Origin of the sequence: Kosakonia sp. SMBL-WEM22, from assembly GCF_014490785.1 — a bacterium.
GTDB lineage: Bacteria > Pseudomonadota > Gammaproteobacteria > Enterobacterales > Enterobacteriaceae > Kosakonia.
Genome location: NZ_CP051488.1, coordinates 4,284,156 through 4,307,156 on the forward strand (window position 1 = coordinate 4,284,156; position 23,001 = coordinate 4,307,156).

The 23,001-nt window shown below is 56.8% G+C and carries 23 protein-coding genes and 1 riboswitch; of the genes, 9 read left to right on the forward strand and 14 right to left on the reverse strand.

What is annotated here, in order from left to right; all coding sequences use genetic code 11:
- Nucleotides 1-20: 20 nt before the first annotated feature.
- Both HF650_RS20550 and nudF read right to left on the reverse strand, forming a co-directional pair.
- Nucleotides 21-443, reverse strand: a complete 423-nt coding sequence (locus HF650_RS20550) for a DUF1249 family protein (RefSeq protein WP_023480711.1) — start codon at nt 441-443, stop codon at nt 21-23.
- Complete coding sequence (gene nudF / locus HF650_RS20555) at nt 440-1,072, reverse strand: ADP-ribose diphosphatase (RefSeq protein WP_187800160.1); 633 nt, start codon at nt 1,070-1,072, stop codon at nt 440-442. The genes HF650_RS20550 and nudF overlap by 4 nt, the downstream gene beginning before the upstream one ends.
- 207 nt (nt 1,073-1,279) lie before the next feature.
- Here nudF and tolC point away from each other — a divergent pair, with 207 nt between their 5' ends.
- The 3 genes from tolC to HF650_RS20570 all read left to right on the forward strand — a co-directional run bounded on the left by tolC (nt 1,280) and on the right by HF650_RS20570 (nt 4,709).
- The gene (gene tolC, locus HF650_RS20560) at nt 1,280-2,719 is read left to right on the forward strand and encodes an outer membrane channel protein TolC (RefSeq protein WP_187800161.1); all 1,440 of its coding nucleotides are present in this window, start codon (nt 1,280-1,282) and stop codon (nt 2,717-2,719) included.
- 143 nt (nt 2,720-2,862) lie between these two features.
- Nucleotides 2,863-3,543 (forward strand): DUF1190 family protein, encoded by a 681-nt coding sequence (locus tag HF650_RS20565; RefSeq protein ID WP_187800162.1) that lies wholly within the window; start codon nt 2,863-2,865, stop codon nt 3,541-3,543.
- Between the two features lie 5 nt (nt 3,544-3,548).
- Entirely contained in the window at nt 3,549-4,709 is a 1,161-nt protein-coding gene (locus tag HF650_RS20570) for a glutathionylspermidine synthase family protein (RefSeq protein ID WP_187800163.1), read from the forward strand.
- A 49-nt stretch (nt 4,710-4,758) separates the two neighbouring features.
- Here HF650_RS20570 and HF650_RS20575 read toward each other — a convergent pair whose 3' ends face one another.
- The 5 genes from HF650_RS20575 to ygiD all read right to left on the reverse strand — a co-directional run bounded on the left by HF650_RS20575 (nt 4,759) and on the right by ygiD (nt 8,697).
- Complete coding sequence (locus HF650_RS20575; protein ID WP_023481023.1) at nt 4,759-6,045, reverse strand: TRAP transporter large permease; 1,287 nt, start codon at nt 6,043-6,045, stop codon at nt 4,759-4,761.
- An 18-nt stretch (nt 6,046-6,063) separates the two neighbouring features.
- Complete coding sequence (locus HF650_RS20580; protein ID WP_187800164.1) at nt 6,064-6,573, reverse strand: TRAP transporter small permease; 510 nt, start codon at nt 6,571-6,573, stop codon at nt 6,064-6,066.
- A gap of 53 nt (nt 6,574-6,626) precedes the next feature.
- Nucleotides 6,627-7,604 carry a TRAP transporter substrate-binding protein gene (locus HF650_RS20585; protein ID WP_139965643.1) on the reverse strand — a complete coding sequence of 326 codons (978 nt, stop codon included), beginning with the start codon at nt 7,602-7,604 and terminating at the stop codon, nt 6,627-6,629.
- A gap of 149 nt (nt 7,605-7,753) precedes the next feature.
- Nucleotides 7,754-7,903 (reverse strand): hypothetical protein, encoded by a 150-nt coding sequence (locus HF650_RS20590; protein WP_187800165.1) that lies wholly within the window; start codon nt 7,901-7,903, stop codon nt 7,754-7,756.
- Between the two features lie 5 nt (nt 7,904-7,908).
- On the reverse strand, nt 7,909-8,697 hold the full coding sequence (gene ygiD, locus HF650_RS20595; RefSeq protein ID WP_187800166.1) for a 4,5-DOPA dioxygenase extradiol: 789 nt from the start codon (nt 8,695-8,697) through the stop codon (nt 7,909-7,911).
- 196 nt (nt 8,698-8,893) lie between these two features.
- On the opposite strand from ygiD, the gene zupT reads away from it, so the two are divergent.
- Nucleotides 8,894-9,670, forward strand: coding sequence for a zinc transporter ZupT (gene zupT / locus HF650_RS20600; RefSeq protein WP_187800167.1), 777 nt, complete (start codon nt 8,894-8,896; stop codon nt 9,668-9,670).
- A gap of 379 nt (nt 9,671-10,049) precedes the next feature.
- Here the strand turns inward: zupT and ribB are convergent, their stop codons facing one another.
- Complete coding sequence (gene ribB / locus HF650_RS20605; protein ID WP_023480747.1) at nt 10,050-10,703, reverse strand: 3,4-dihydroxy-2-butanone-4-phosphate synthase; 654 nt, start codon at nt 10,701-10,703, stop codon at nt 10,050-10,052.
- 105 nt (nt 10,704-10,808) lie between these two features.
- Nucleotides 10,809-10,958, reverse strand: a riboswitch (FMN riboswitch).
- A gap of 122 nt (nt 10,959-11,080) precedes the next feature.
- Between ribB and HF650_RS20610 the strand changes: the two genes are divergently transcribed.
- Nucleotides 11,081-11,425, forward strand: coding sequence for an accessory factor UbiK family protein (locus HF650_RS20610; RefSeq protein WP_187800168.1), 345 nt, complete (start codon nt 11,081-11,083; stop codon nt 11,423-11,425).
- Nucleotides 11,426-11,474: 49 nt separating this feature from the next.
- On the opposite strand, the gene hldE is transcribed toward HF650_RS20610, so the two are convergent.
- Genes hldE through HF650_RS20625 form a run of 3 tightly spaced genes read right to left on the reverse strand, consistent with a single transcriptional unit; the run spans nt 11,475 to nt 17,119 of the window.
- Nucleotides 11,475-12,905: a bifunctional D-glycero-beta-D-manno-heptose-7-phosphate kinase/D-glycero-beta-D-manno-heptose 1-phosphate adenylyltransferase HldE gene (hldE, locus tag HF650_RS20615; RefSeq protein ID WP_187800169.1), complete on the reverse strand. Its 1,431-nt coding sequence runs from the start codon at nt 12,903-12,905 to the stop codon at nt 11,475-11,477.
- Between the two features lie 46 nt (nt 12,906-12,951).
- On the reverse strand, nt 12,952-15,801 hold the full coding sequence (gene glnE / locus HF650_RS20620) for a bifunctional [glutamate--ammonia ligase]-adenylyl-L-tyrosine phosphorylase/[glutamate--ammonia-ligase] adenylyltransferase (protein WP_187800170.1): 2,850 nt from the start codon (nt 15,799-15,801) through the stop codon (nt 12,952-12,954).
- A 16-nt stretch (nt 15,802-15,817) separates the two neighbouring features.
- The gene (locus tag HF650_RS20625; protein WP_187800171.1) at nt 15,818-17,119 is read right to left on the reverse strand and encodes an inorganic triphosphatase; all 1,302 of its coding nucleotides are present in this window, start codon (nt 17,117-17,119) and stop codon (nt 15,818-15,820) included.
- Nucleotides 17,120-17,357: 238 nt separating this feature from the next.
- Between HF650_RS20625 and HF650_RS20630 the strand changes: the two genes are divergently transcribed.
- Nucleotides 17,358-17,972 carry a TIGR04211 family SH3 domain-containing protein gene (locus HF650_RS20630; protein ID WP_187800172.1) on the forward strand — a complete coding sequence of 205 codons (615 nt, stop codon included), beginning with the start codon at nt 17,358-17,360 and terminating at the stop codon, nt 17,970-17,972.
- Between the two features lie 66 nt (nt 17,973-18,038).
- A complete protein-coding gene (locus HF650_RS20635; RefSeq protein WP_187800173.1) occupies nt 18,039-19,280 on the forward strand; it encodes a multifunctional CCA addition/repair protein in 1,242 nt (413 codons plus the stop codon).
- A 12-nt stretch (nt 19,281-19,292) separates the two neighbouring features.
- Here HF650_RS20635 and bacA read toward each other — a convergent pair whose 3' ends face one another.
- Both bacA and folB read right to left on the reverse strand, forming a co-directional pair.
- Nucleotides 19,293-20,114, reverse strand: a complete 822-nt coding sequence (gene bacA / locus HF650_RS20640; RefSeq protein WP_187800174.1) for an undecaprenyl-diphosphate phosphatase — start codon at nt 20,112-20,114, stop codon at nt 19,293-19,295.
- A 106-nt stretch (nt 20,115-20,220) separates the two neighbouring features.
- Nucleotides 20,221-20,589, reverse strand: a complete 369-nt coding sequence (gene folB / locus HF650_RS20645) for a bifunctional dihydroneopterin aldolase/7,8-dihydroneopterin epimerase (protein WP_187800175.1) — start codon at nt 20,587-20,589, stop codon at nt 20,221-20,223.
- Nucleotides 20,590-20,752: 163 nt separating this feature from the next.
- Between folB and plsY the strand changes: the two genes are divergently transcribed.
- The gene (gene plsY / locus HF650_RS20650) at nt 20,753-21,370 is read left to right on the forward strand and encodes a glycerol-3-phosphate 1-O-acyltransferase PlsY (protein ID WP_187800176.1); all 618 of its coding nucleotides are present in this window, start codon (nt 20,753-20,755) and stop codon (nt 21,368-21,370) included.
- Nucleotides 21,371-21,407: 37 nt separating this feature from the next.
- Here plsY and tsaD read toward each other — a convergent pair whose 3' ends face one another.
- A complete protein-coding gene (gene tsaD / locus HF650_RS20655) occupies nt 21,408-22,421 on the reverse strand; it encodes a tRNA (adenosine(37)-N6)-threonylcarbamoyltransferase complex transferase subunit TsaD (protein WP_187800177.1) in 1,014 nt (337 codons plus the stop codon).
- Nucleotides 22,422-22,659: 238 nt separating this feature from the next.
- On the opposite strand from tsaD, the gene rpsU reads away from it, so the two are divergent.
- Nucleotides 22,660-22,875 carry a 30S ribosomal protein S21 gene (gene rpsU, locus HF650_RS20660; RefSeq protein WP_001144069.1) on the forward strand — a complete coding sequence of 72 codons (216 nt, stop codon included), beginning with the start codon at nt 22,660-22,662 and terminating at the stop codon, nt 22,873-22,875.
- The last annotated feature ends 126 nt before the right edge of the window (nt 22,876-23,001 follow it).

Consider the following 23,001-nt stretch of genomic DNA (forward strand, 5'->3'; position numbering starts at 1 on the left):
TGTCCTTAGGTTTCACGACGCTAACAAACCGGAATCGCCATTGCTCCATGTGCTAAACAGTAACGCAGCCAGTCGGCCAGAAACTGGTTAATTTGATGCTTTTCGTCGCGTTGATGCAACTTTTTATTGGGGTAATCATACCGCGCTTTAAATCGAAAGATCTGCTGGCTCGAACACACTTCGGCCACCATCGCATCGTGATACAGGCGCACTGTCATTGAGGGCAGGCTCCAGTAGCTGACGGCAGGCGCGGTCTGTTCAATCTCCACAAGCGTAGTGTAGCGGGTGGATTCAACAATCGTTAATCGGTACTGCGCATTGGTCACCTGATAACTTACCGCTTCGCCCGCCTCATCATTACGCGGTAGCAGGCGGCGCAGCTGGGCGAAATTGGTTTCGCACAGGCGCATCATTTCCGGGAAGTCAGGTGTGTAACGCTTCATTTTTTCCACTCGTTTTGTAAGCTCTCATAATGCAGCTGCAGCCATTGCAAGGCGATGACAGACGCTGCGTTGTCAATTGTCCCCTCTTCTACCCACTGGTAAGCCTGTTCCCGGCTCACCACATGAACACGAATATCTTCGTTTTCATCCACCAGACCATGAATACCTGAGGCCTGTGTGGCATCCACTTCACCAACCAATACGGCAGTGCGCTCGCTGGTCCCCCCCGGGCTTGCCAGGTAGCTCAGCATCCTTTTTACGCGTCCGACCGCTAAACCGGCCTCTTCATCCGCTTCACGCCGGGCAACCTCTTCATCCGATTCGCCCGTTTCGATCATGCCGGCAACCATTTCCAACAGCCACGGCGTGTCGCTGGTATCAAACGCCGCGATGCGGATCTGTTCGATCAGCACAACTTCGTCGCGCACAGGGTCATAGGGTAGCAAGACTGCGGCATGACCGCGTTCAAAAATTTCACGCTGCACTTCGCCACTCATTCCACCATTAAAAAGACGATGGCGAAAACGATAGCGAACGAGCGAAAAAAAACCGGTGTAGAGCGTTTCCCGTGCAATAATTTCTACATCATTTTTTGTGAAAGTGACGATGGATGAGTCTGGCTTATTCATTGGCGGCATCTCATATGAAGTGATGATAAATCGGTGGATTTTCAAGCCTGTTTTACGCGTGTTTCAAGCGCTATGTGTTAGATTGATGCAAATTTATGCCGATGGCACGTTACGCCAAGCTTTCGCGGTGCGTACTTCTGGTAGAATCTGCGATTATTTTTTCCAATTTAGATCAGCGCTAGTACTGCTTCACAACAAGGAATGCAAATGAAGAAATTGCTCCCCCTCTTTATCGGCCTGAGCCTGTCCGGTTTCAGTGCGATGAGCCAGGCAGAAAACCTGTTACAGGTTTATCAGCAGGCGCGTTTAAGCAACCCGGATCTGCGTAAATCCGCCGCCGACCGCGATGCCGCCTTCGAAAAGATCAATGAAGCGCGTAGCCCGTTACTGCCTCAGCTTGGTTTGGGGGCAGATTACACCTATACCAACGGTTTCCGCGATAGCCAGGGCGTCGATTCCAGCGTGACCAGCGGTTCACTGCAATTAACGCAGACCATTTTTGATATGTCGAAATGGCGCGCGCTGACTTTACAGGAAAAAAGTGCCGGGATTCAGGATGTCACCTGGCAGACCGACCAGCAGACGCTGATGCTGAACACAGCCACCGCCTACTTCAACGTACTGAGCGCTATTGATACGCTCTCTTTTACCGAAGCGCAGAAACAGTCTATTTATCGCCAGTTAGATCAAACCACCCAGCGTTTTAACGTTGGCCTGGTTGCCATCACCGATGTGCAAAACGCCCGCTCACAGTATGACACCGTGCTGGCGAACGAAGTTTCCGCACGTAACGCACTGGATAACGCAGTAGAGACACTGCGCCAGGTAACCGGCAATTACTATCCGGAACTGGCCTCGCTGAACGTTCAGAGCTTTAATACTGATAAACCGCAGCCGGTTAACAATCTGCTGAAAGAAGCAGAAAAACGTAACCTGACGCTGTTGCAGGCGCGTTTAAGCCAGGATCTGGCGCGCGAGCAGATTCGCCAGGCGCAGGATGGTCATTTGCCGACTCTGGATTTGACCGCCTCTACCGGTGTGTCAAACTCCTCCTACAGCGGCTCCAGAACACGTAATAACTCGCAGTTTAGCGACTCCGACGTTGGTCAAAACAAAGTCGGCCTGAGCTTCTCACTGCCGCTCTACCAGGGTGGTCAGGTGAACTCGCAGGTTAAACAGGCGCAGTATAACTTCGTGGGTGCCAGCGAGCAGCTGGAGAGCGCGCACCGCAGCGTGGTGCAGAACGTTCGCTCCTCCTTTAATAACGTGAACGCCTCGATCAGCAGCATCAACGCCTACAAACAGGCGGTGGTCTCTGCGCAGAGCTCACTCGATGCGATGGAAGCGGGTTACTCGGTCGGTACACGCACAATTGTTGACGTGCTGGATGCCACCACTACGCTTTACAACGCCAAGCAGCAGCTCTCAAGCGCTCGTTATAACTACCTGATTAATCAGCTTAATATTAAGCAAGCTCTCGGTACGCTGAACGAGCAGGATCTGGTCGCGCTCAACGGCGCGCTGGGCAAATCCATCTCTACCGCGCCAGAGAGCGTGGCACCGGAGAACCCGGAGCAGCAGGCTAAGGTTGAGAACTTCGGCGCGGGTGCACAACCTGCCGCCGCGCGCACCGGTCTGACGCGCTAAACACCCGCAATACATCACGGGGGCGCACAGCCCCCGTTTTTACGTAAGGCAACGTAAAGGCCTTCCCGCCTCGCTTTAACTTCGCCCCCCCATCCTCTATCCTGATTGTTTATTCATGCCTTTGGGTCCACAGGAAGATAACAATGAAACGGACAAAAAATATCAATCATGCGACGTTCCGCAAAAGCTGGAGCGCACGTCATTTAACGCCTGTCGCGCTGGCGGTCTCCGCCGTGTTTATGCTGGCAGCCTGTGAACAAAGTGACGAAACGGTTTCTATGTACCAGAACGCTGACGACTGCTCCTCGGCGAATCCAGGTAAAAGCGCGGAGTGTAAAGCCGCCTATAACAATGCCTTAAAAGAAGCCGAACGTACCGCGCCGAAATACGCCTCGCGCGAAGATTGCGTGGCCGAGTTTGGCGAAGGCCAGTGCCAGCAGGCACCCGCGCAGGCAGGCGTAGGCGCGCCGGGCACTGAAAACCAGGCGCAGAACCAGTCCAGCGGCAGCTTCTGGATGCCGCTGATGGCCGGTTACATGATGGGCCGCTTAATGGGCGGCGGCGCGGGCTTTGCTCAACAGCCACTTTTCAGCTCGCGTAACCCGGCAAGCCCGGCTTACGGGCAGTACACCGACGCCTCCGGTAAGGGCTACGGCGCAGCGCAGCCGGGCCGCACCGCAACGGTGCCAAAAACCGCCTTAGCGCCGAAACCGGCAACTACCACCACCGTAACCCGCGGCGGCTTTGGTGAATCTGTCGCTAAACAGAACACCATGCAGCGCAGCAGCGCCTCCGGCAGCTCCAGCCGTTCAATGGGTGGCTGACGTCGATGGAGAGAATCAGCATTAGCGAGCGCCCGGACTGGCGCGAGAAGGCAACGGAGTATGGCTTTAATTTTCACACCATGTATGGCGAGCCCTACTGGTGTGAAGATGCCTACTACAAACTAACGCTTGCCCAGGTTGAGAAGCTGGAGGATGTTACCGCTGAACTGCACCAGATGTGTCTGCAGGTGGTAGAGAAGGTCGTTGCCAGCGATGAGCTGATGACTAAATTCCGCATTCCGAAACACACCTGGGGCTTTGTGCGCCAGTCGTGGGCCACGCGTCAGCCTTCGCTCTATTCACGTCTCGATCTCGCCTGGGATGGCGTCGGTGAGCCTAAGCTGCTGGAAAATAACGCTGACACGCCGACCTCGCTGTATGAAGCTGCCTTCTTTCAGTGGATCTGGCTCGAAGATCAGCTCAACGCAGGCAATCTGCCCCAGGGCAGCGATCAGTTCAACAGCCTACAGGAGAAGCTTATCGCTCGCTTCGTCGAGCTGCGCGAGCAGCACGGCTTCCAGCTGCTGCACTTCACCTGCTGCCGCGACACGGTAGAAGATCGTGGAACGGTGCAGTACCTTCAGGATTGCGCGGCGGAAGCGGAGCTGGCCTCTGAGTTCCTCTATATCGAAGATATCGGCCTCGGCGAAAAGGGTCAGTTCTCCGATCTGCAGGATCAGGTGATCGGTAACCTCTTCAAGCTCTATCCGTGGGAATATATGCTGCGCGAAATGTTCTCCACCAAGCTGGAAGATGCCGGCGTGCGCTGGCTGGAGCCGGCCTGGAAGAGCATCATCTCCAATAAGGCGCTACTGCCGATGCTGTGGCAGATGTTCCCGGATCACCCTAATCTGCTGCCCGCCTGGTTTGCCGATCAAGATCATCCGCCGATGGAGAAGTATGTGGTGAAACCGATCTTCTCCCGCGAAGGTGCCAACGTCTCGATCGTTGAGAACGGCAAAACCGTCGAGTCGGTGGAAGGCCCGTATGGCGAAGAGGGGATGATCGTGCAGGAGTTCTACCCGCTGCCGAAGTTTGGCGACAGCTATACGCTGATTGGCAGCTGGCTCATAAACGATCAGCCCGCCGGCATCGGCATCCGCGAAGATCGGGCGCTGATCACCCAGGATCTCTCCCGCTTCTATCCGCATATCTTTGTCGAATAAGTAAAAACCCGGCCATCAGCGCCGGGTTTTTTATTCCCTCTGGCTCAGCCTACATCACGCCGAACAGCTTCGGCAGGAAGAGTGAAATGGCCGGAATATAGGTCACCAGGAGCAGCACCACGAACAGGATGGCGTAGAAAGGCAGCATCGCCTTCACTACCTGCTCGATCTTCTGTTTACTCACCGCGCTGGCGACAAACAGCACCGATCCCACCGGCGGCGTAATTAACCCAATCCCCAGATTGACCAGCATAATCATGCCGAAATGCACCGGATCGATACCCAGCGCATTGGTCACCGGCAGCAGCACCGGCGTCAGGATCAGGATCAGCGGCGCCATATCCATCAGCGTGCCGAGCAGCAGCAGCATGATGTTAATGCACATCAGGATCACATACTTGTTGTCGGAGAGCTGGGTAAACGCCTCGGTGATGCGGCCCGGCAGCTGCATATAAGTCATCACCGCGCCGAAAGCAGAGGCGAAGCCAATCAGGATCATCACGATGGTGACGGTTTTCACCGTGCGGTACATCAGCTTCGGCAGCTCGGACCATTTGTAGTCACGATAGATAAACATGGTGACGAAAAAAGCCCACAGACAGGCGATCGCCGCCGATTCGGTAGCGGTGAAGATCCCGGAGAGAATGCCGCCCATGATGATCACCACCGTCATCAGCCCCCACAGCGTATCGGCAAAGATCTTTAACGCCTGGCGAAACGGCACGCGCTCCCCTTTCGGATAGCCGCGCTTATGGGCAAAGACCACGCACATCACCATCAGGGTAAAACTGAGCAGCAGGCCAGGCAAAATCCCGGCGATAAACAGCGCGGCGATGGAGACGGTTCCGCCCGTCGCCAGCGAGTAGATCACCGAGTTGTGGCTGGGTGGCGTCAGGATCGCCTGCACCGATCCGCTGGCGGTAACGGCGGCAGCGAAATCGCGCGGGTAACCCTTTTTATCCATCTCCGGGATCATCACCGAGCCAATCGAGGCGGTATCTGCCACCGACGATCCCGAAATGGCACCAAAAAAGGTCGAAGCGACGATATTGACCAGCGACAGGCCGCCGCGGATAAAGCCGACAAAGATATAGGCAAAGTTGACCAGCCTGCGGGCAATGCCGCCCTCCGCCATAATCGCCCCGGCCAGAATAAAGAACGGGATCGCCAGCAGTGAGAATTTATTGACGCCGTTGGTCAACTGGATCATCACCGCTTCCAGGGGAATATCGATATACCACGCGCCGAGTACCGCGCTGATGCCGACCGCATAGGCGACCGGCACGCCAATCGCCAGCATAATGGCGAGCGTAAAGACCAGAATAAATGCATCCATAGAGGTTCCTTACCGGAGTCAGCTCGACGAGCCGAGCATCACCACCGGACGGTGGTACTGCGCGCCAAAAAGCATCTTCTCGACAATAAACAGAAGGGTGATCGCAGAGCCAATCGGCAGCGGTAAATAGCTCTCTCCGGCGGTAAAGAGCGGGAACTCCGCCACCGGCTGCTCCCACAATTCGGCACACAGCGTCGCGCTATACCAGAGAATGAAGAGGCTGATGGCCATCAGCATCAGATCCGCCAGCAGGAAACAGATCTTACGCAGCGGCTCGCTTAACCTGTCGGTCATCATGGTGACGGCGATATGCGATCCGGCGCGGTAGCTCACGGCAGCGCCGATAAAGGTAAAGGTCACCATGCAGATGATCGCCACCGGCTCCGGCCAGGAGAGCGCACTGTTCAACACATAGCGGGCAAAAATCCCCACGGGGATAATCGCCACCATCACTAACAGCGCAATACCCGCCACCCACATCGAGAGACGATAGAGAATATCCATTAACAACGAATAGCGTTCTGCCATAACGGTTTTCCCGGTAGAAGTCGCAAACGGGCAGGCGAAGCTGCCCGGCCAGCTTACTGCACGTCCTGAATCCGCTTAATCAGATCCTGGTGCGCGTTACCGTACTTATCGCGTACCGACTGCGTGGCATCGTAGAAAGCTTTGGTGTCGATGTCGTGGAACTGCACCCCGCCCGCCTTCATCGCCTGTAACGACTTCTCGTTATAGGCTTTCCACAGCTCGCGCTGCTCTGCCTGCGCCTCTTTCGCCAGCTTCAGGATCAGCTCCTGATCCTCTTTTTTCAGCTTGTCCCACTTAGCTTTTGAGAAGAGAAACAGCTCGGGAATGATGAAGTGTTTGCTCCAGGTGTAGTTCTTCACTACCGGCAAATAGTTGTGCGCCACAAAGGTCGGCGGGTTGTTCTCCGTGCCGTCAATCACCCCGGTTTGCATGCCGCTGAAGACTTCACTCACCCCCATCGCCACCGAGTTCGCCCCCATCGCTTTCAGGGTATCGAGGGCAATCGGGCTACCCTGCACGCGGATTTTCATCCCCTTCAAATCTTCCGCTTTCGTGACAGGCGCTTTGGTGATCAGGTTGCGCGTGCCGGCATCCATCCAGCCGAGGAAAATCAGCCGCGATTTGCTGCTGGCCGAGAGCCGGTTGCCAATCTCCTGGCCAATCATGCCGTCGAGCACTTTGTGCATATGATCTTCATCGCGAAAGATATAGGGCAGCGTGAAAACGTTAATCTCCGGCAATATCGCCGCCACAGGCGTCATTGAGACGCGAATGATGTCGATCGCGCCGATTTGCGCCTGCTCAATCACCTGCTTCTCATCGCCTAATACGCCGCCGGGAAAGGTTTTAATTTCCAGCCGGCCATCGGTGGCTTTACTTAATTTCTCACCCATATGTTTTACCGCCACGACATTGGGATAATCCGCCGGGTGAACATCGGCAGCGCGAAACGTTTGTGCGAGCGCGGTATGCGACATAAAGAGCAGAGCGGAACCGATCGAAAGAGTCAGAAAACGTTGTGCAGAGTTCATATTGCCGGATCTCCAGAGGTTTAATTTTTGGCACAGTCAAAACTGCCGCGAGCAGAGAGCGCGTGGCTGGGAATCAAGAGTGGTTATGGGTATGAGAACAGGTCAATCAGAAGAGTAGTGACTGGTGAGAATTTGCGCGACGATGGGGTTCACAAAAAAACATCAAATTCAGCACAGCGTTTCATTTTTGCAGCGTAGCTCTTTTTATTTTCATAAAAACCCCGGTTCAATGGCGTTTTTTTGCGATCTTTCTCCGGTTTCCGCGATCCTGACGTAAAAAATGGCGCATTGCGCGCCATCGTTTTTACCCCACCTGCACCGACAGCATGCTGATAGAAGCCATCTCCATCCCCTCAACGGGAATCGACAGCGGCTCGTTGCCATCCCATGCGCCAAGCACATAGAGCAGCGGCAGAAAGTGTTCCGGCGTTGGATTGGCGAGCGAACCGCTATCATGGTCGAGATAGTTGACCAGCGGGTGCTGCTCAACCGGCCCCTGCCACGTCAGGTTCTGCTTCACAAAATCGTTGAAAGCGACTGCCCATGGAAAAGGCGTGGTGTCACCGTGCCAGCGCGCCGTACGCAGGTTATGCACCACGTTGCCGCTGGCGACAATCATCACCCCTTCATCGCGCAGCGCAGCGAGCTTACGCCCCAACTCCATATGCCACGCTGCCGGTCTGGTGCTGTCGATACTGAGCTGCACCATGGGAATATCCGCATTGGGGTACATCTTGATCAGCACGCCCCAGGAGCCATGATCGAATCCCCAGGCTTCATGATCGAGCGTCACCGGCAGCGGGGAGAGTAGCTCCACCAGCCGCTGTGCCAGCGCGGGCGAACCGGGCGCGGGGTAATGCACGTCGTGCAGCGCCTGCGGAAAACCGCCGAAATCATGGATTGTTTGCGGTGTCTCCATCGCCGTTACGCCAGTACCGCGCGTAAACCAGTGCGCAGAGATCGCCACAATCGCTTTCGGACGCGGCAGCGTATCGCCCAGTTTCTTCCAGGCGCGGGTATAAACGTTATCCTGCAGCGCATTCATTGGGTTGCCGTGCCCCAGAAACAGCGCGGGCATACGAGGTGCAGACATGAGGATATCCTTACAGAAGATGCCAATATGATGAAAGCAGGTTACGCTTTTTCTCAGGGGGATGAACTCAGATAAGCATGATGAAGATCGTCAGTAATTTTGAATGTAAGTAATGCGTAAAATTGCCGTGGCTGCCTCGCTTTTCCGCAGGCGAAAACTTACATTAATGAGAATGATTATCATAAAGGAGCAATGTATGTCAGTCCCGTTGATTCTGACCATCCTGGCGGGCGCCGCCACGTTTATTGGCGCCATTCTGGGCGTTATCGGCCAGAAACCTTCCAATCGTGTACTGGCGTTTTCGCTCGGCTTTGCCGCCGGGATCATGCTGCTCATCTCGTTAATGGAGATGCTCCCCGCCGCGCTGGCAACCGAAAGTATGTCGCCGATGCTCGGTTACGGCATGTTTGTTGTTGGCCTGCTCGGCTATTTCGCGCTCGATCGCCTGCTGCCCCATGCCCATGCGCAGGATTTAATGCAGGGCTCACAGGAGGCATTGCCGCGCGGTATCCGTCGTACTGCTATTCTGCTGACGCTCGGTATAAGCCTGCACAACTTCCCGGAGGGGATCGCCACCTATGTCACCGCCAGCAACGATCTTGAGCTGGGCTTCGGCATCGCTTTTGCCGTGGCCTTACACAATATCCCTGAAGGGCTGGCGGTCGCAGGCCCGGTCTATGCGGCAACGGGCTCAAAACGCAGCGCGGTGATGTGGGCCGGTATTTCCGGTTTAGCGGAGATTCTGGGCGGCGTGCTGGCGTGGCTGATTCTCGGCAGCCTGGTCTCACCGGTGGTGATGGCGGCGATTATGGCAGCGGTCGCCGGGATTATGGTCGCGCTGTCGGTGGATGAGTTAATGCCGCTGGCAAAGGAGATCGATCCCAACAACAACCCAAGCTACGGCGTGCTGTGCGGCATGTCGGTGATGGGCTTAAGCCTGGTCGCCCTGCAGGCGATGGGCTTCGGCGGTTAACGGCTGCGCTATTTGGTCTGGCCTGCTCGCTGAAATCTTTTCAGCTCCGCCTGCGCGCGCTGATAGCCCTCGTAAACGGCATCGCGCTCGTGGCGGCAGGCCCTATAACGGCGTCTTAAGGTGTGAACATACCCAACCACCAGCACTACGACGAGCAGTAACCAATACCAGGAAATAAACACGGCGCCTCCGCAAATAAACCTTCGTAAAAATAATAGGTTAGCTGCGGCGTGTCCGTGCCGCAGCGACTACCACTTTATAAGTAGGAAGGGTTAATAGCAATGCGCAACGCCTGTAAGCACACCAAACTTTGACCTGGCGCAGGCAAAAAAAAATCCGACGCCGCTGGCATCGGATTTTCTCTGCTGAACGCTCGCCGTTAGCTGGCTTTGCGCTCCAGATCCTGGCGATAAGCCACCAGGTCTTCAATCGTTACGACGGCCATATTGTGCTGCTTCGCAAAGGCGATGCACTCCGGTGCGCGCGCCATCGAGCCATCATCATTGGTTAATTCGCACAGCACGCCGGCCGGTTTAAAGCCCGCCAGCGACACTAAGTCGATGGTCGCTTCGGTATGGCCGCCGCGGGTCAGTACGCCGCCCTTCTGCGCGCGCAGCGGGAAGACGTGGCCAGGACGGTGCAGGTCGGACGGTTTGGCATCGTCAGCAATCGCCGCGCGCACGGTGGTCAGGCGGTCAGCGGCGGAAACGCCGGTGGTCACGCCGTGTGCCGCTTCGATGGTGACGGTAAAACCGGTGCCGAAGGCGCTGGTGTTGTTCTCCACCATCATCGGCAGGTCGAGCTGCTTACGGCGTTCGTCGGTCAGGCAAAGGCAAACAATGCCGCTACCGTGACGGATGGTGAGCGCCATCTGCTCAACGGTCATGGTTTCGGCGGCGAAAATCATGTCGCCTTCGTTCTCACGGCTCTCATCATCAAGAACCATCACACCACGCCCTTCGCGCAGGGCGGCAAGCGCCTGTTCAACGCGATCGAAAGCGGTGCCAAAAGAGGAAAGTAGCGTCTGATTCATGGTAAAAGACCTCAATAAAGTTATGGTTACCAGAATCAGGGCAGTCTTAGGAGTGTCATTAAACGACCAAAAATAACGCGAGCGGGCACCTTTGCCCGGCAGAATCGTTACTCTCTCCCATCCGGACTTTAACCGTCGGCCCCGGAATTACACCGGATCTGCTGACCTTCAAACCGAAGTCTGAAGCGCTCGCGGGCTTTCAGCGTGCGCTGATTTACCGCCGGTGGGGAATTTCGCCCCGCCCTGAGAATAAGCGCGATAACTATAACGCCAATGATAACGACGGGCAATGCATAAGCTTCAAACAATTCTGGTTTATCACCTGCGGTTATCACACTACAATAATTAGCTGAGCCCATCCGAGCAGGGAACCGAAAATGATTGATCCGAAGAAAATTGAACAGATTGCACGACAGGTTCACGAATCCATGCCGAAAGGGATCCGTGAGCTTGGCGAAGACGTTGAGAAGAAGATTCGCCAGGCCTTGCAGGGGCAGTTAACCCGCCTTGATTTGGTCAGCCGGGAAGAGTTCGATGTGCAGACGCAGGTTCTGCTGCGCACCCGCGAAAAGCTGGCGCTGCTGGAGCAGCGTCTGAACGATCTGGAAAACCGCGGTTCGACCTCTGCCAGCACCCAACCGGCTCCCGCACCAGTTGTGTCCTCTGAGGTGACGGAGATAAAACCGGCACCGGCGATCCCGCCCGTGGACGATACGCCGTAATAAAAAACGGGCCGCAAGGCCCGTTCTGCTTTCCAGAGTTAAGCGCCGTTTACTGGCTGTTTTTCTGGATCTTTTTGATGATATTCGTCGTCGAGCAGCCATCTTCGAAGTTGAGCACCAGCACTTCACCGCCGTTCGCCCACACCTCTTCGCTGCCAGCGATTTGATCCGGCTTGTAATCTCCGCCTTTTACCAGTTTATCCGGCAGCACACCGGCAATCAGACGCTGCGGCGTATCCTCTTCAAACGACACCACCCAGTCCACGGCTTCCAGCGCGCTCAGCACAATCATGCGCTGCTCAAGCGGGTTGACCGGACGCGTCTCGCCTTTCAGGCGTTTGGTCGAAGCATCGCTGTTGACGGCAACAATCAGGCGGTCGCCAAGCTTGCGCGCATTCGCCAGGTAAGAGACATGCCCGGCGTGGAGGATGTCGAAGACACCGTTGGTCATCACCACTTTTTCACCGCGTTTACGCGCGGCGGCAACGGCCACTTTCAGCTCCTCTTCGCTCATCACGCCAAAGCCGGTTTCCGCGCGACCGCGCACGGCGTTCTCAAGCTCGATCGGCGAAACGGTTGAGGTGCCGAGTTTACCGACCACTACACCGGCGGCAGCATTGGCAAAGAAGCAGGCCTCCTCCAGCGAGTTACCCGCCGCAAGCGTAGCCGCCAGCACGCCAATCACCGTATCGCCTGCGCCCGTCACATCATAGACTTCCTGCGCCTGAGTCGGCATATGCAGCGGCGCTTTGCCCGGCTGCAGCAGCGTCATCCCCTGCTCGGAGCGGGTCACCAGCAGCGCAGAGAGGTCGTAATCGGCGATCACTTTCATGCCGCGATCCACGATCTCCTCTTCGCTCTTACATTTGCCCGCTACCGCTTCGAACTCAGAGAGATTCGGCGTCAGCAGGGTTGCGCCGCGATAGCGCTCGAAATCGGTCCCTTTCGGATCGATCAGCACCGGTACACCGGCTTTACGCGCCAGCGCAATCATCTGCTGAACGCTGTTGAGCGCGCCTTTGGCGTAATCGGAGAGCACCAGCGCGCCAATCGAGCCCAGCGCCTGGTTGATGCGCTCATGCATCGGCTGCGGATCGACGCCATCAAACCCCTCTTCAAAATCGAGGCGGATCAGCTGCTGGTTGCGTGACAGCACGCGCAGCTTGGTGATAGTTGGATGAGTCGGAACAGAAACGAAGTCGCAATTGACGTTAACGTCCGCCAGCGCTTTGCTCAGCGCGCGCGCCGCATCGTCAATGCCGGTCAGGCCGACCAGGCGCGCAGATGCGCCCAGCGAGGCAATGTTCATCGCCACGTTCGCCGCGCCGCCCGGACGCTCTTCAATGGTGTCGACTTTGACCACCGGCACCGGCGCTTCCGGGGAGATGCGGCTGGTTGGACCGTACCAGTAACGATCCAGCATCACATCGCCTACCACCATCACACCGGCTTGTTTAAACTCTGGCAGCGTAACTTTCATTCCTGTCTCCTGAGAGATACAAAATTTGCGCGCGATAATAGCACACTTACGCCGGGGCGCACGGTTCCACCAGCCACTTCACCCAGCTGGTTTTGATCAGCTCTCGTTCGGCAACAAAGCAGGAGAGCGGCACATTTCCCGGTAGCTCCTGTAACGCCAGGTGGTGCAACTCATCGCGCAGCGTGGTGTAAGCATGGGTCAGCACCAGCGCCTCCTGCTCCTCCATAATGCCGTTTTGCGCCAGCCCTTCCAGAATGCGCACATTGTCTGACCAACGCGTCAGCTTCGGCTTATCGTGGGCGTAACGCAACACCAGATATTGCGCGATAAACTCGATGTCGGTAATGCCGCCCTCATCGGTTTTCAGGTCAAAGCGATCTTTCTGTTTATTGCCAAGGTGGGCGCGCATCTTCTCGCGCATCTCGCGCACTTCGGTTTGCAGCGTCGTGCCCTCGCGCGGCGTCAGCAGAATATCGCGGCGAATCGCGTCGAACTGCACGGTCAGCTGCGGGTCGCCGTACACCACGCGCGCACGGGCCAGCGCCTGATGTTCCCAGGTCCAGGCTTCGTTTTTCTGGTAATCGGCGAAGGCCTCGGCAGTGGTGACCAACATTCCTGCCGCACCGGAGGGGCGCAGGCGCGCATCCACTTCATAAAGAATGCCGGAAGAGGTACGCGTACTGAAGAGGTGCATAATGCGCTGCGCCAGCCGCAGGTAGAACTGACGGCCATCGATCTCACGCTCGCCGTCAGTCATCACATCCATTGGGCAGTCATGCAAAAAGACCAGGTCGAGATCGGAGCTGTAGCCCAGCTCCCAGCCGCCCAGTTTGCCGTAGCCAACCACCGCAAAGCCGCGCCCTTCGCGATCGTGCAGATGCGCAGGCTGACCGTAGCGCTTCACCATCTGCCCCCAGGCTTGCTGGACCACGGCATCGATAATCGCTTCTGCCAGCCAGGTTAAGTGATCGCTCACTTTCATCACCGGCAGCGTGCCGGCGATATCCGCCGCCGCAACGCGTAGCAATTGCGCCTGCTTAAACTGACGCAATGCCTCAAGCTGCTGCTCTTCATCCTCTTCCGGCACGCGCAGCAGATACTGGCGCAGCTCATCGCGGTAGGCGTTCATCGCCGTCGGTTGGTAGAGCGTGGCGGGATCAAGCAGTTCGTCGAGCAGGATCGGGTAGCGCGCCAGCTGGCTCGCCACCATCGGTGAAGCGGCACACAGCGAGATGAGATGTTTCAGCGCGCCGGGAAATTCGCTCAACAGCTCAAGATAGGTGGTGCGGGTAACAATGCCGGTAAGTAGCGGCATCAGGCGCGATAGCGGCACCGGTGCATCCTCGCGTGAGCAGACATCGCTCAGCAGGTGCGGCATCAGATGATCGAGCACCTGGCGGCCGCGCTGGCCGATGGGGCGCTTATCAAGCTCCTGGCGAAAATCGGCGATCAGCGCCACCACGCGACGGCGATCCTCATCGCTTAGATGCGCAATCCCCGGCGTGCTGTCCTCCTCCTGTAACGCGTCCTGCCAGAGTTCTCGCCACTGCTCAGAGAGTGCCTCGTCGGCGGACTCCGCTTCATCATCGCCAATCAGCTCATTAAAGATGCGCCGCACGGCGGCCATATGCGCTTCCAGCTGGCTACTGAGCGCATTCCAGCTTTCCGCGCCCATCCCCCAGGCAAGACGCGCGCGGTTTAGCTCATCGCCCGGCAGCGTCTGCGTCTGCTCATCATTAATGCTTTGCAGCAGGTTTTCCAGCCGTCGCAGCCAGAGATAGGCAGCGCGCAGTTTATCCGCATCGCCCACCGGCAGCAGATGCAGCTGGTCGATGGCCGCTAAGGTTGGCAACAGCGAGCGGGATTGCAGCGCCGGCTCGCGCCCGCCACGAATCAGCTGGAACACCTGCACGATAAATTCGATTTCGCGAATGCCGCCCGCACCGAGCTTGATGTTGTCCTTCAAACCCCGGCGGCGCACTTCGCGGGCAATCATCCCTTTCATATTGCGCAGGGACTGGATCACGCTGAAATCGATATAGCGGCGGAAGACAAACGGGCGCAGCATGGCGCGGAGTTCGCTGGCGTGCGCGCCCTCGTCATCGCCCATGATCCGCGCTTTTACCATCGCATAGCGCTCCCAGTCGCGCCCCTGTTCCTGGTAGTAATCCTCCAGCGCAGCGAAGCTCAGCACCAGCGGGCCGCTCTCACCGAACGGGCGCAGGCGCATATCGACCCGGTAGACAAACCCATCCTGCGTCGGCTGGTCCAGCACTTTGATCAGCCGCTGCCCCAAACGGGTGAAAAACTGGGCGTTATCCAGCTCGCGTCTGCCGCCCTGCGTCACGCCGTTTTCCGGCCAGGCGAAGATGAGATCAATATCGGAAGAGAAGTTAAGTTCGCCGCCGCCGAGCTTGCCCATGCCGAGCACCAGCATCGGCTGCGGAACGCCCTGCGCGTTGCACGGCGTGCCCCATTCGCGGCAGCAGGCGCTGTAGAGCCACTCCCGCGCGGCGACGATCACGGTTTCCGCCAGCACGCTTAACTGTTGCAGCACCGCTTCATCGCTGATGAGTCGCAGCGCCTGCGCCCAGGCGATACGTACCATGATGCGGCGGCGAAACTGCCGCAGCGCGCGCATTAGCGACGCTTCATCGGTGACGTTTTGCAGCAGCGCATCCAGCCATGTCGCATAGTGCTGCCACTCCTCTGCGGTGGGCGGCGCACTCTCAAGCTCTGCCAGCCACTCGGGATAAGCGGCCAGGCTCTGCTGGACGAAATCACTGAACGTGAGCACTGACTGCGCCTGCGCGCTAAGCGGCCGGGCTGTCAGCGCCTCCGGCAAGCGGGAAAGCACCGTTTGCCACTGTTGCGATAAGAGGGATGCGTGCTGCATTCAAAACGTCCTTACGTTAGCGTTTCCCGCTGTGTAGCCAGAATGGCTCCTCGTTAATGGCGGTATTCCGGAAATGCTCAATCTCGATTTTCTGCCGCGTTTCAATCGCGTGGTAGAGCCCCTGCCAGTTTTCCAGCCACGCATTCGCCAGCGCCCGGTCGTAATAGCCTGCCAGCAACAGCGTGCTGTCGATATCACGCGCCAGACGCGGCAGCTGATCGCGGTAGCTGTCGCCAAGATGGTGAGCAAAGGTCTTTTTCAGTTCAGAGGCGGTGCGCGAGAGGTGGATATCGGCGAAGCGCTTGAAGGAGTCGGCAAATTTCGCCTGCGCTTTTTCATCAAGGAATGCGCGCCAGCCCTGAGTCACCAGCCACTCCGTTAACAGCAGTTTCGCCATTGCCGACGGCACATCCCACACCGCCGTTTCAGCGGAGACGGCGGAGGTCAGCGTCGCTTCCGCCTGGGTCAGCAGATCACGTAAGTGAGCGCTCGCTTTACGCGGCACAATGCCGCCAAACAGTGTGAAGGTGTGGCGCAGCAGCGCAATCGCGCGCAACACTTCAGGACGCGCCGCGTCATCACCGCGCACCCACAGCTCTTCATGGTACTGCCACTGGGAGAGGGCCAGCTCCAACGCGCTGGCAAACGCCTGCTCGACGGACGCTTTCGGTGCGGCCTGCAAAAAGGGCGTCGGGCGCAGTTCGCGCGGCGCGTTGCCCTGCGCGAGATGATACCCGCGCGCGGCTTTGCTCAGGCTGCCCTGACGCAGGCAGGAGAGCGTCGCCAGCTGGCGCGCCAGCTTAAGAATATCCGCCGCATCGCCACTCAGTAGTTCCAGCTCCAGCTCGCAAATCGGCTCGGCGAACTCACCCGCTTTCACTTCGCCTAAATCGAGGCCAATCTCGATGCGGCTCTCGCCGACGTTGACCAGCCACTTTTCGCGGTAAAAATCGGTGCTGAACAGCGGCTGCGCGCGCGATTGCAGATCCTCCGGCAGGCCGCCTTCGGGCCACACTTCGGCGGGAAAGCGCGAAAGATCAAGTTCAGCCTTATCGAGGGGAATATTGTATTCCGGGCGCTGATGTAAACCACCAATGACGCGACCGGCGATTTTCATCGTCATCTCATACTGGCCGTTCACACCGCGAATACGCAGACCCATATCGTGGCTGCGCAGCCAGTTGTCAGGTGTTTCGTAATAGATATTGAGTAACTGGCTGGACGCGATATGTTCGTCGGTCAGCGTGTGAAGATGCTGACGAAGCGTTTCCACGCAGTCGCTCTTCACGATAAACTTTAATTCAATTTCCTGAGCCATGGCCTTGCACTTATGGTTATGTCACATCAGTGAAAATTTTGGCGAACTAACGCGCCCTCGGTTTGTCAGTAGATAGTATTTTTTGCCAAATTGCCATGAATGCGCAATCTGGCGGGTGCAAATGTTCGCATCAGTGCGCAGTTTGATCTGGAAGATTCCGATTGATGGTGCCCGCCGGGTATCGTCAGACTGTCGCCACTGTTTACCATTCACATTCAAAGAAAATAATGATTGCCTGATGCCAAATTTACGCCTGATTGGAATAACCCTTTTCGCGCTTAGCGTCTCTGTCGGCACCCACGCTGAGGAGAAGCGGTATGTTTCGGACGAATTGAGCACCTGGGTCCGTAGCGGCCCCGGCGATAATTACCGCCTTGTTGGCACGGTAAACGCCGGTGAAGAGGTCGCCCTGCTGCAACAAAATAGTGAGTATGGCCAGGTGCGTGACAGCAGCGGCCGTACTGCCTGGATCCCGCTTAAACAGCTTAACACCCAGCCAAGCCTGCGCACCCGCGTGCCGGAACTGGAAAACCAGGTGAAAACGTTGACCGATAAACTGACCAATATCGACAACACCTGGAACCAGCGTACCGCAGATATGCAGCAGAAAGTCGCGCGCAGCGACGGGGTGATTAACGGTCTCAAAGATGAGAACCAGAAGCTGAAAAACGAACTGATTGTGGCGCAGAAGAAGGTCAACGCCGCTAACCTGCAGCTCGATGACAAGCAGCGCACCATCATTATGCAGTGGTTTATGTATGGCGGTGGCGTGCTGGGCGCTGGTCTGCTGCTCGGCCTGCTGCTGCCGCACATGATCCCGACGCGTAAACGCAAAGATCGCTGGATGAACTAAGCAGATTCGCCATCTTCTCTACACTTACGTATTATCTGACGACAAATGTGTAGAGGAGAGTGGCGGGTGAAGAGTTATCTGGTCGGTGGTGCAGTACGCGATACATTGTTGGGTCTGCCGGTCAAAGACAGAGATTGGGTGGTGGTCGGCGCCACGCCGCAAGAGATGCTCGACGCGGGCTACCAGCAGGTAGGCCGCGATTTTCCTGTGTTCCTCCATCCGCAAAGCCGCGAAGAGTACGCCCTGGCGCGCACCGAGCGGAAGTCCGGCTCCGGCTATACCGGTTTTACCTGCTATGCCGCCCCCGATGTCACCCTTGAGCAGGATCTGCTGCGCCGTGATTTAACCGTCAACGCCCTGGCGCAGGATGAAAACGGCACGATTATCGACCCGTTTAACGGTCAGCAGGATCTGCGTCAGCGCATTCTGCGCCACGTCTCCCCCGCCTTTAATGAAGATCCGCTCCGCGTGCTACGCGTGGCGCGTTTCGCAGCCCGTTATGCCCACCTCAGCTTCCGTATTGCTGATGAAACTATGACGCTGATGCGCGACATGACCGAGGCGGGCGAGCTGGCGCACCTGACGCCTGAGCGGGTGTGGAAAGAGACGGAGAGCGCGCTGCGCACCCGTAACCCGCAGATCTACTTTCAGGTGCTGCGCGACTGTGGCGCGCTGAAGGTACTCTTCCCGGAGATCGATGCGCTATTTGGCGTGCCGGCCCCGGCGAAATGGCACCCGGAGATTGATACCGGTATTCACACGCTGATGACGGTCTCAATGGCGGCGATGCTGAGCCCTGAGGTGGATGTGCGTTTCGCCACGCTGTGCCACGATCTCGGCAAGGGGCTGACTCCACCCGCACTCTGGCCGCGCCATCATGGTCATGGCCCGGCGGGTGTCCGGCTGGTGGAGGGTTTGTGCCAGCGTCTGCGCGTGCCGAATGAGCTGCGTGACCTGGCAAAGCTGGTGGCTGAGTATCACGATCTGATCCACACATTCCCTGTTCTACAGCCAAAAACGATCGTAAAGCTATTCGACTCCATTGATGCCTGGCGCAAACCGCAGCGGGTGGAGCAGATTGCCCTGACCAGCGAAGCGGATGTACGCGGGCGTACCGGTTTTGAGGCGATTGATTATTCGCAGGGGCGCTTACTGCGTGCAGCCTGGGAAGTGGCGCGCGCGGTGCCGACGAAAGCGGTGATTGAAGCAGGTTTTACCGGTGCGGCAGTACGTGAAGAGCTAACCCGCCGGCGGGTTGCGGCGGTTGCGCAGTGGAAAGCAGAGCACTGCCCTCAGCCCGAAGCCTGAGGGCATTACCACTTAGAAAAAGACAACGTAGACCGCTGCAGCGACGATAAAGCGGTAGATCGCGAACGGAATAAAGGAGATGTGTTTAATCAACTCCAGGAAGGTTTTAATCGCGATCAGCGCAACGATAAACGCCGTCACAAAACCGACGGCGAACATCGGGATATCGCCAGTGGTGAGAAAACCGATGCTTTTATAGAGGTCCAGCACCGTCGCGCCCATCATCATTGGCACCGCGAGCAGGAAGGAGAACTCAGAGGCTGCATAGCGGCTAACTCCGACCAGCATACCGCCAGAGATAGTCGCGCCGGAGCGGGAGAAGCCCGGCCACAGCGCCAGACACTGGAAGCAGCCAATTAAAAATGCCTGGCGGTAGGTCATATCATCAACGCCCTCAGCACGCGGCACTTTCGGCTTCAGCAGTTCAGCGGCGATCAGCAGCACACCACCAACCACCAGGGCATAGGCGACGTTTTTCGGATTGAACAACGTTTTAATCGCATCGTGGAACACCAGACCAATCACTACCGCCGGGATCATCCCCAGCAGAATATGGATCAGCGACAAACGCCCAGTGCCGGTGCCTTCATGGCGCGGCGGCTTGCCGAAATGGATGCCGATAAGGCCAAAGAGACGCCGCCAGAACATTACCACCACGGCGAGAATTGAGCCGAGCTGAATCACAACTTCAAAGGTTTTTGCGGTATCACCTTCAAAGCCCAACAGATGCCCGACAATTATCATGTGGCCCGTACTGGAGACGGGAAGAAACTCGGTAAGCCCCTCAACGACACCAAGAATGGCCGCCACCAAAAGGGAGTGCATATCGCTCATCAAATAAACCCCTAAAAAGATATAAAAAACGGCTCATCCAGTGGAGAAGCCGCGAAAAGCCGTATCTATGACCTGAATAGTAGCGTTTGGTTTAACGGTGATGAATTTAAAAACTTTTTTTCGGATTTAGGCCACGCTCGATAATTACACCCACATTTTTTGCCCGGGCCACCGCGCCTGGTTTACTCAGTTTGATGCGCACCCAGGGGGAGTTAAAGCGGGCCAGCAACAGCTCTGCCACCTCTTCCGCGACGCGTTCTACCAGCGCAAAACGCGCGCCTTCAACATGCCCGACGACGGTATCGGCGATATCCGCATAACTGAGGCAGTCCTGCACATCATCGCTTTTTGCCGCCTGACGATTATCCCAGGCCATTTCGATATCGAACACTAATTGCTGCTCAATGGTCTGTTCCCAGTCGTAAACACCAATTGTGGTGATTACTGAAAGCTGTTCGATAAATACAATATCCATCTTACCCCGCCTGCTGATTGTGCCTGAGCCATCGCCGCCAGACCGCTGAATGAGTGGTTATCCGCTAGGTTTTGCACAAAACCCGGATACCACTTTCCGAAATTTATGCGTATTATCCATGGATGCAGAGAATAAAACGACATTTTCAAAACGGAACAGCGTTATGAGTGCAATCGCGCCTGGGATGATCTTCCTTGCGTACCTTTGTGGCTCAATCTCCAGCGCCATCCTGGTCTGCCGCCTTGCTGGTTTCCCTGACCCGCGAGAGAGTGGCTCCGGTAACCCCGGAGCCACCAACGTATTACGTGTTGGCGGCAAGGGCGCAGCCGCAGCGGTACTGATATTTGATGTCTTAAAAGGGATGCTGCCGGTCTGGGGCGCTTATGCGCTCGGCGTAACGCCTTTCTGGCTGGGCCTTATTGCTATCGCCGCCTGCCTGGGCCATATCTGGCCGGTTTTCTTTAAATTTAGGGGCGGTAAAGGCGTGGCCACCGCATTTGGCGCGATTGCCCCCATCGGCTGGGATTTAACGGGCGTGATGGCAGGCACCTGGCTGCTGACGGTGCTGTTAAGCGGCTACTCGTCGCTGGGCGCGATTGTCAGCGCGCTGATTGCGCCATTCTATGTCTGGTGGTTTAAACCGCAGTTCACCTTTCCGGTGGCGATGCTCTCATGCCTGATCCTGCTGCGTCATCATGACAATATTCAGCGTTTATGGCGGCATCAGGAGAGCAAAATCTGGACGAAGCTGAAAAGGAAGAAGCGGCAGGATAAAGTGTAAATTTGCCCGGCGCGTGAAAATACCGGGCAATAATCATTTATGCGGCGGGAAGTTCCGCCAGCGGCCAGCGCGGACGCACCGTTACGCCAAGCCCAACATCATTACCTGCTTTCAGGCGCACCATACCCGCATAGGCAATCATCGCTCCGTTATCGGTACAGAACTCAGGGCGCGCATAGAACACTTCACCGCGACGTTTTTCCATCATTTGGCCCAGTTTCGCACGCAGCGTTCGGTTAGCACTGACGCCGCCCGCCATCACCAGACGGGAAAACCCGGTTTGATCCAGCGCGCGCTTGCACTTGATCATCAGCGTATCGACCACCGCATCCTCAAAGGCGCGCGCGATATCTGCCCGGGTCTGGTCGTCATTGCCGCTGTTACGAATGGTATTGGCGGCAAACGTCTTCAGGCCGGAGAAGCTGAAATCGAGCCCTGGCCGGTCGGTCATTGGACGCGGGAAGACAAAGCGCCCTTCGGTTCCTTGTGAAGCCATCTTCGACAGCATCGGCCCGCCCGGGTAATCAAGGCCCAGCAGTTTGGCCGTTTTGTCGAAAGCTTCGCCAGCCGCGTCATCAATCGACTCGCCAAGCAGCTCGTAATGACCGATACCGGTCACGCTGATAAGCTGCGTATGACCACCGGAAACCAGCAGCGCGACAAACGGAAACTCTGGTGGATTCTCTTCCAGCATCGGTGCCAGCAGGTGCCCTTCCATATGGTGTACGGCAATCGCCGGAACATCCCAGGCGAAAGCCAGCGAACGACCAATGGTTGCACCGACCAGCAGCGCGCCGACAAGACCTGGACCTGCGGTATACGCCACCGCATCGATCTCTTTGGCGGTTAATCCGGCCTCTTTTATTGCGGCCTGAATCAGCGGCACGGTTTTGCGTACGTGGTCGCGGGAGGCGAGCTCCGGCACCACGCCGCCGTAATCGGCGTGCAGTTTTACCTGACTGTAGAGTTGGTTAGCGAGAAGACCCTTCTGGTCATCATAGATAGCGATGCCGGTTTCATCGCAGGATGTTTCAATACCCAGTACGCGCATGGCTCTGTTTACCTCTTTGCAATAGCGCGCAGTGTAGGGCGAATGCCGGGCGATGTAAAACTTTGCTCACTTGTGCAGCTGAGTTCGTGTATACTCCTCACCCTTACAAAAGTCCCCTTTCAAAAAGGGCGGCGGTGCTTTACAAAGCAGCACCAGTTGCAGTAAAATTCCGCACCATTTTGAAATAAGCTGGCGTGAACGCCAGCGGCAAACCGATTTAATCAAAGGTGAGAGGCACATGCCGGTAATTAAAGTACGTGAAAACGAGCCGTTCGACGTAGCTCTGCGTCGCTTCAAGCGTTCCTGCGAAAAAGCAGGTGTTCTGGCGGAAGTTCGTCGTCGTGAGTTCTATGAAAAACCGACTACCGAACGTAAACGCGCTAAAGCATCCGCTGTGAAACGTCACGCGAAGAAACTGGCTCGCGAAAACGCACGCCGTACTCGTCTGTACTAATTACTGAGGGCGAGCGCCCTCTGTGTTAGACCGAGTTGTAGTTGTAAGGCCGTGCTTCCGAAAGGAATGCGCGGCTTATTTTCGTTTATAACCTGATATAATTTTTGCCTTTTCAGTAGGTTACTA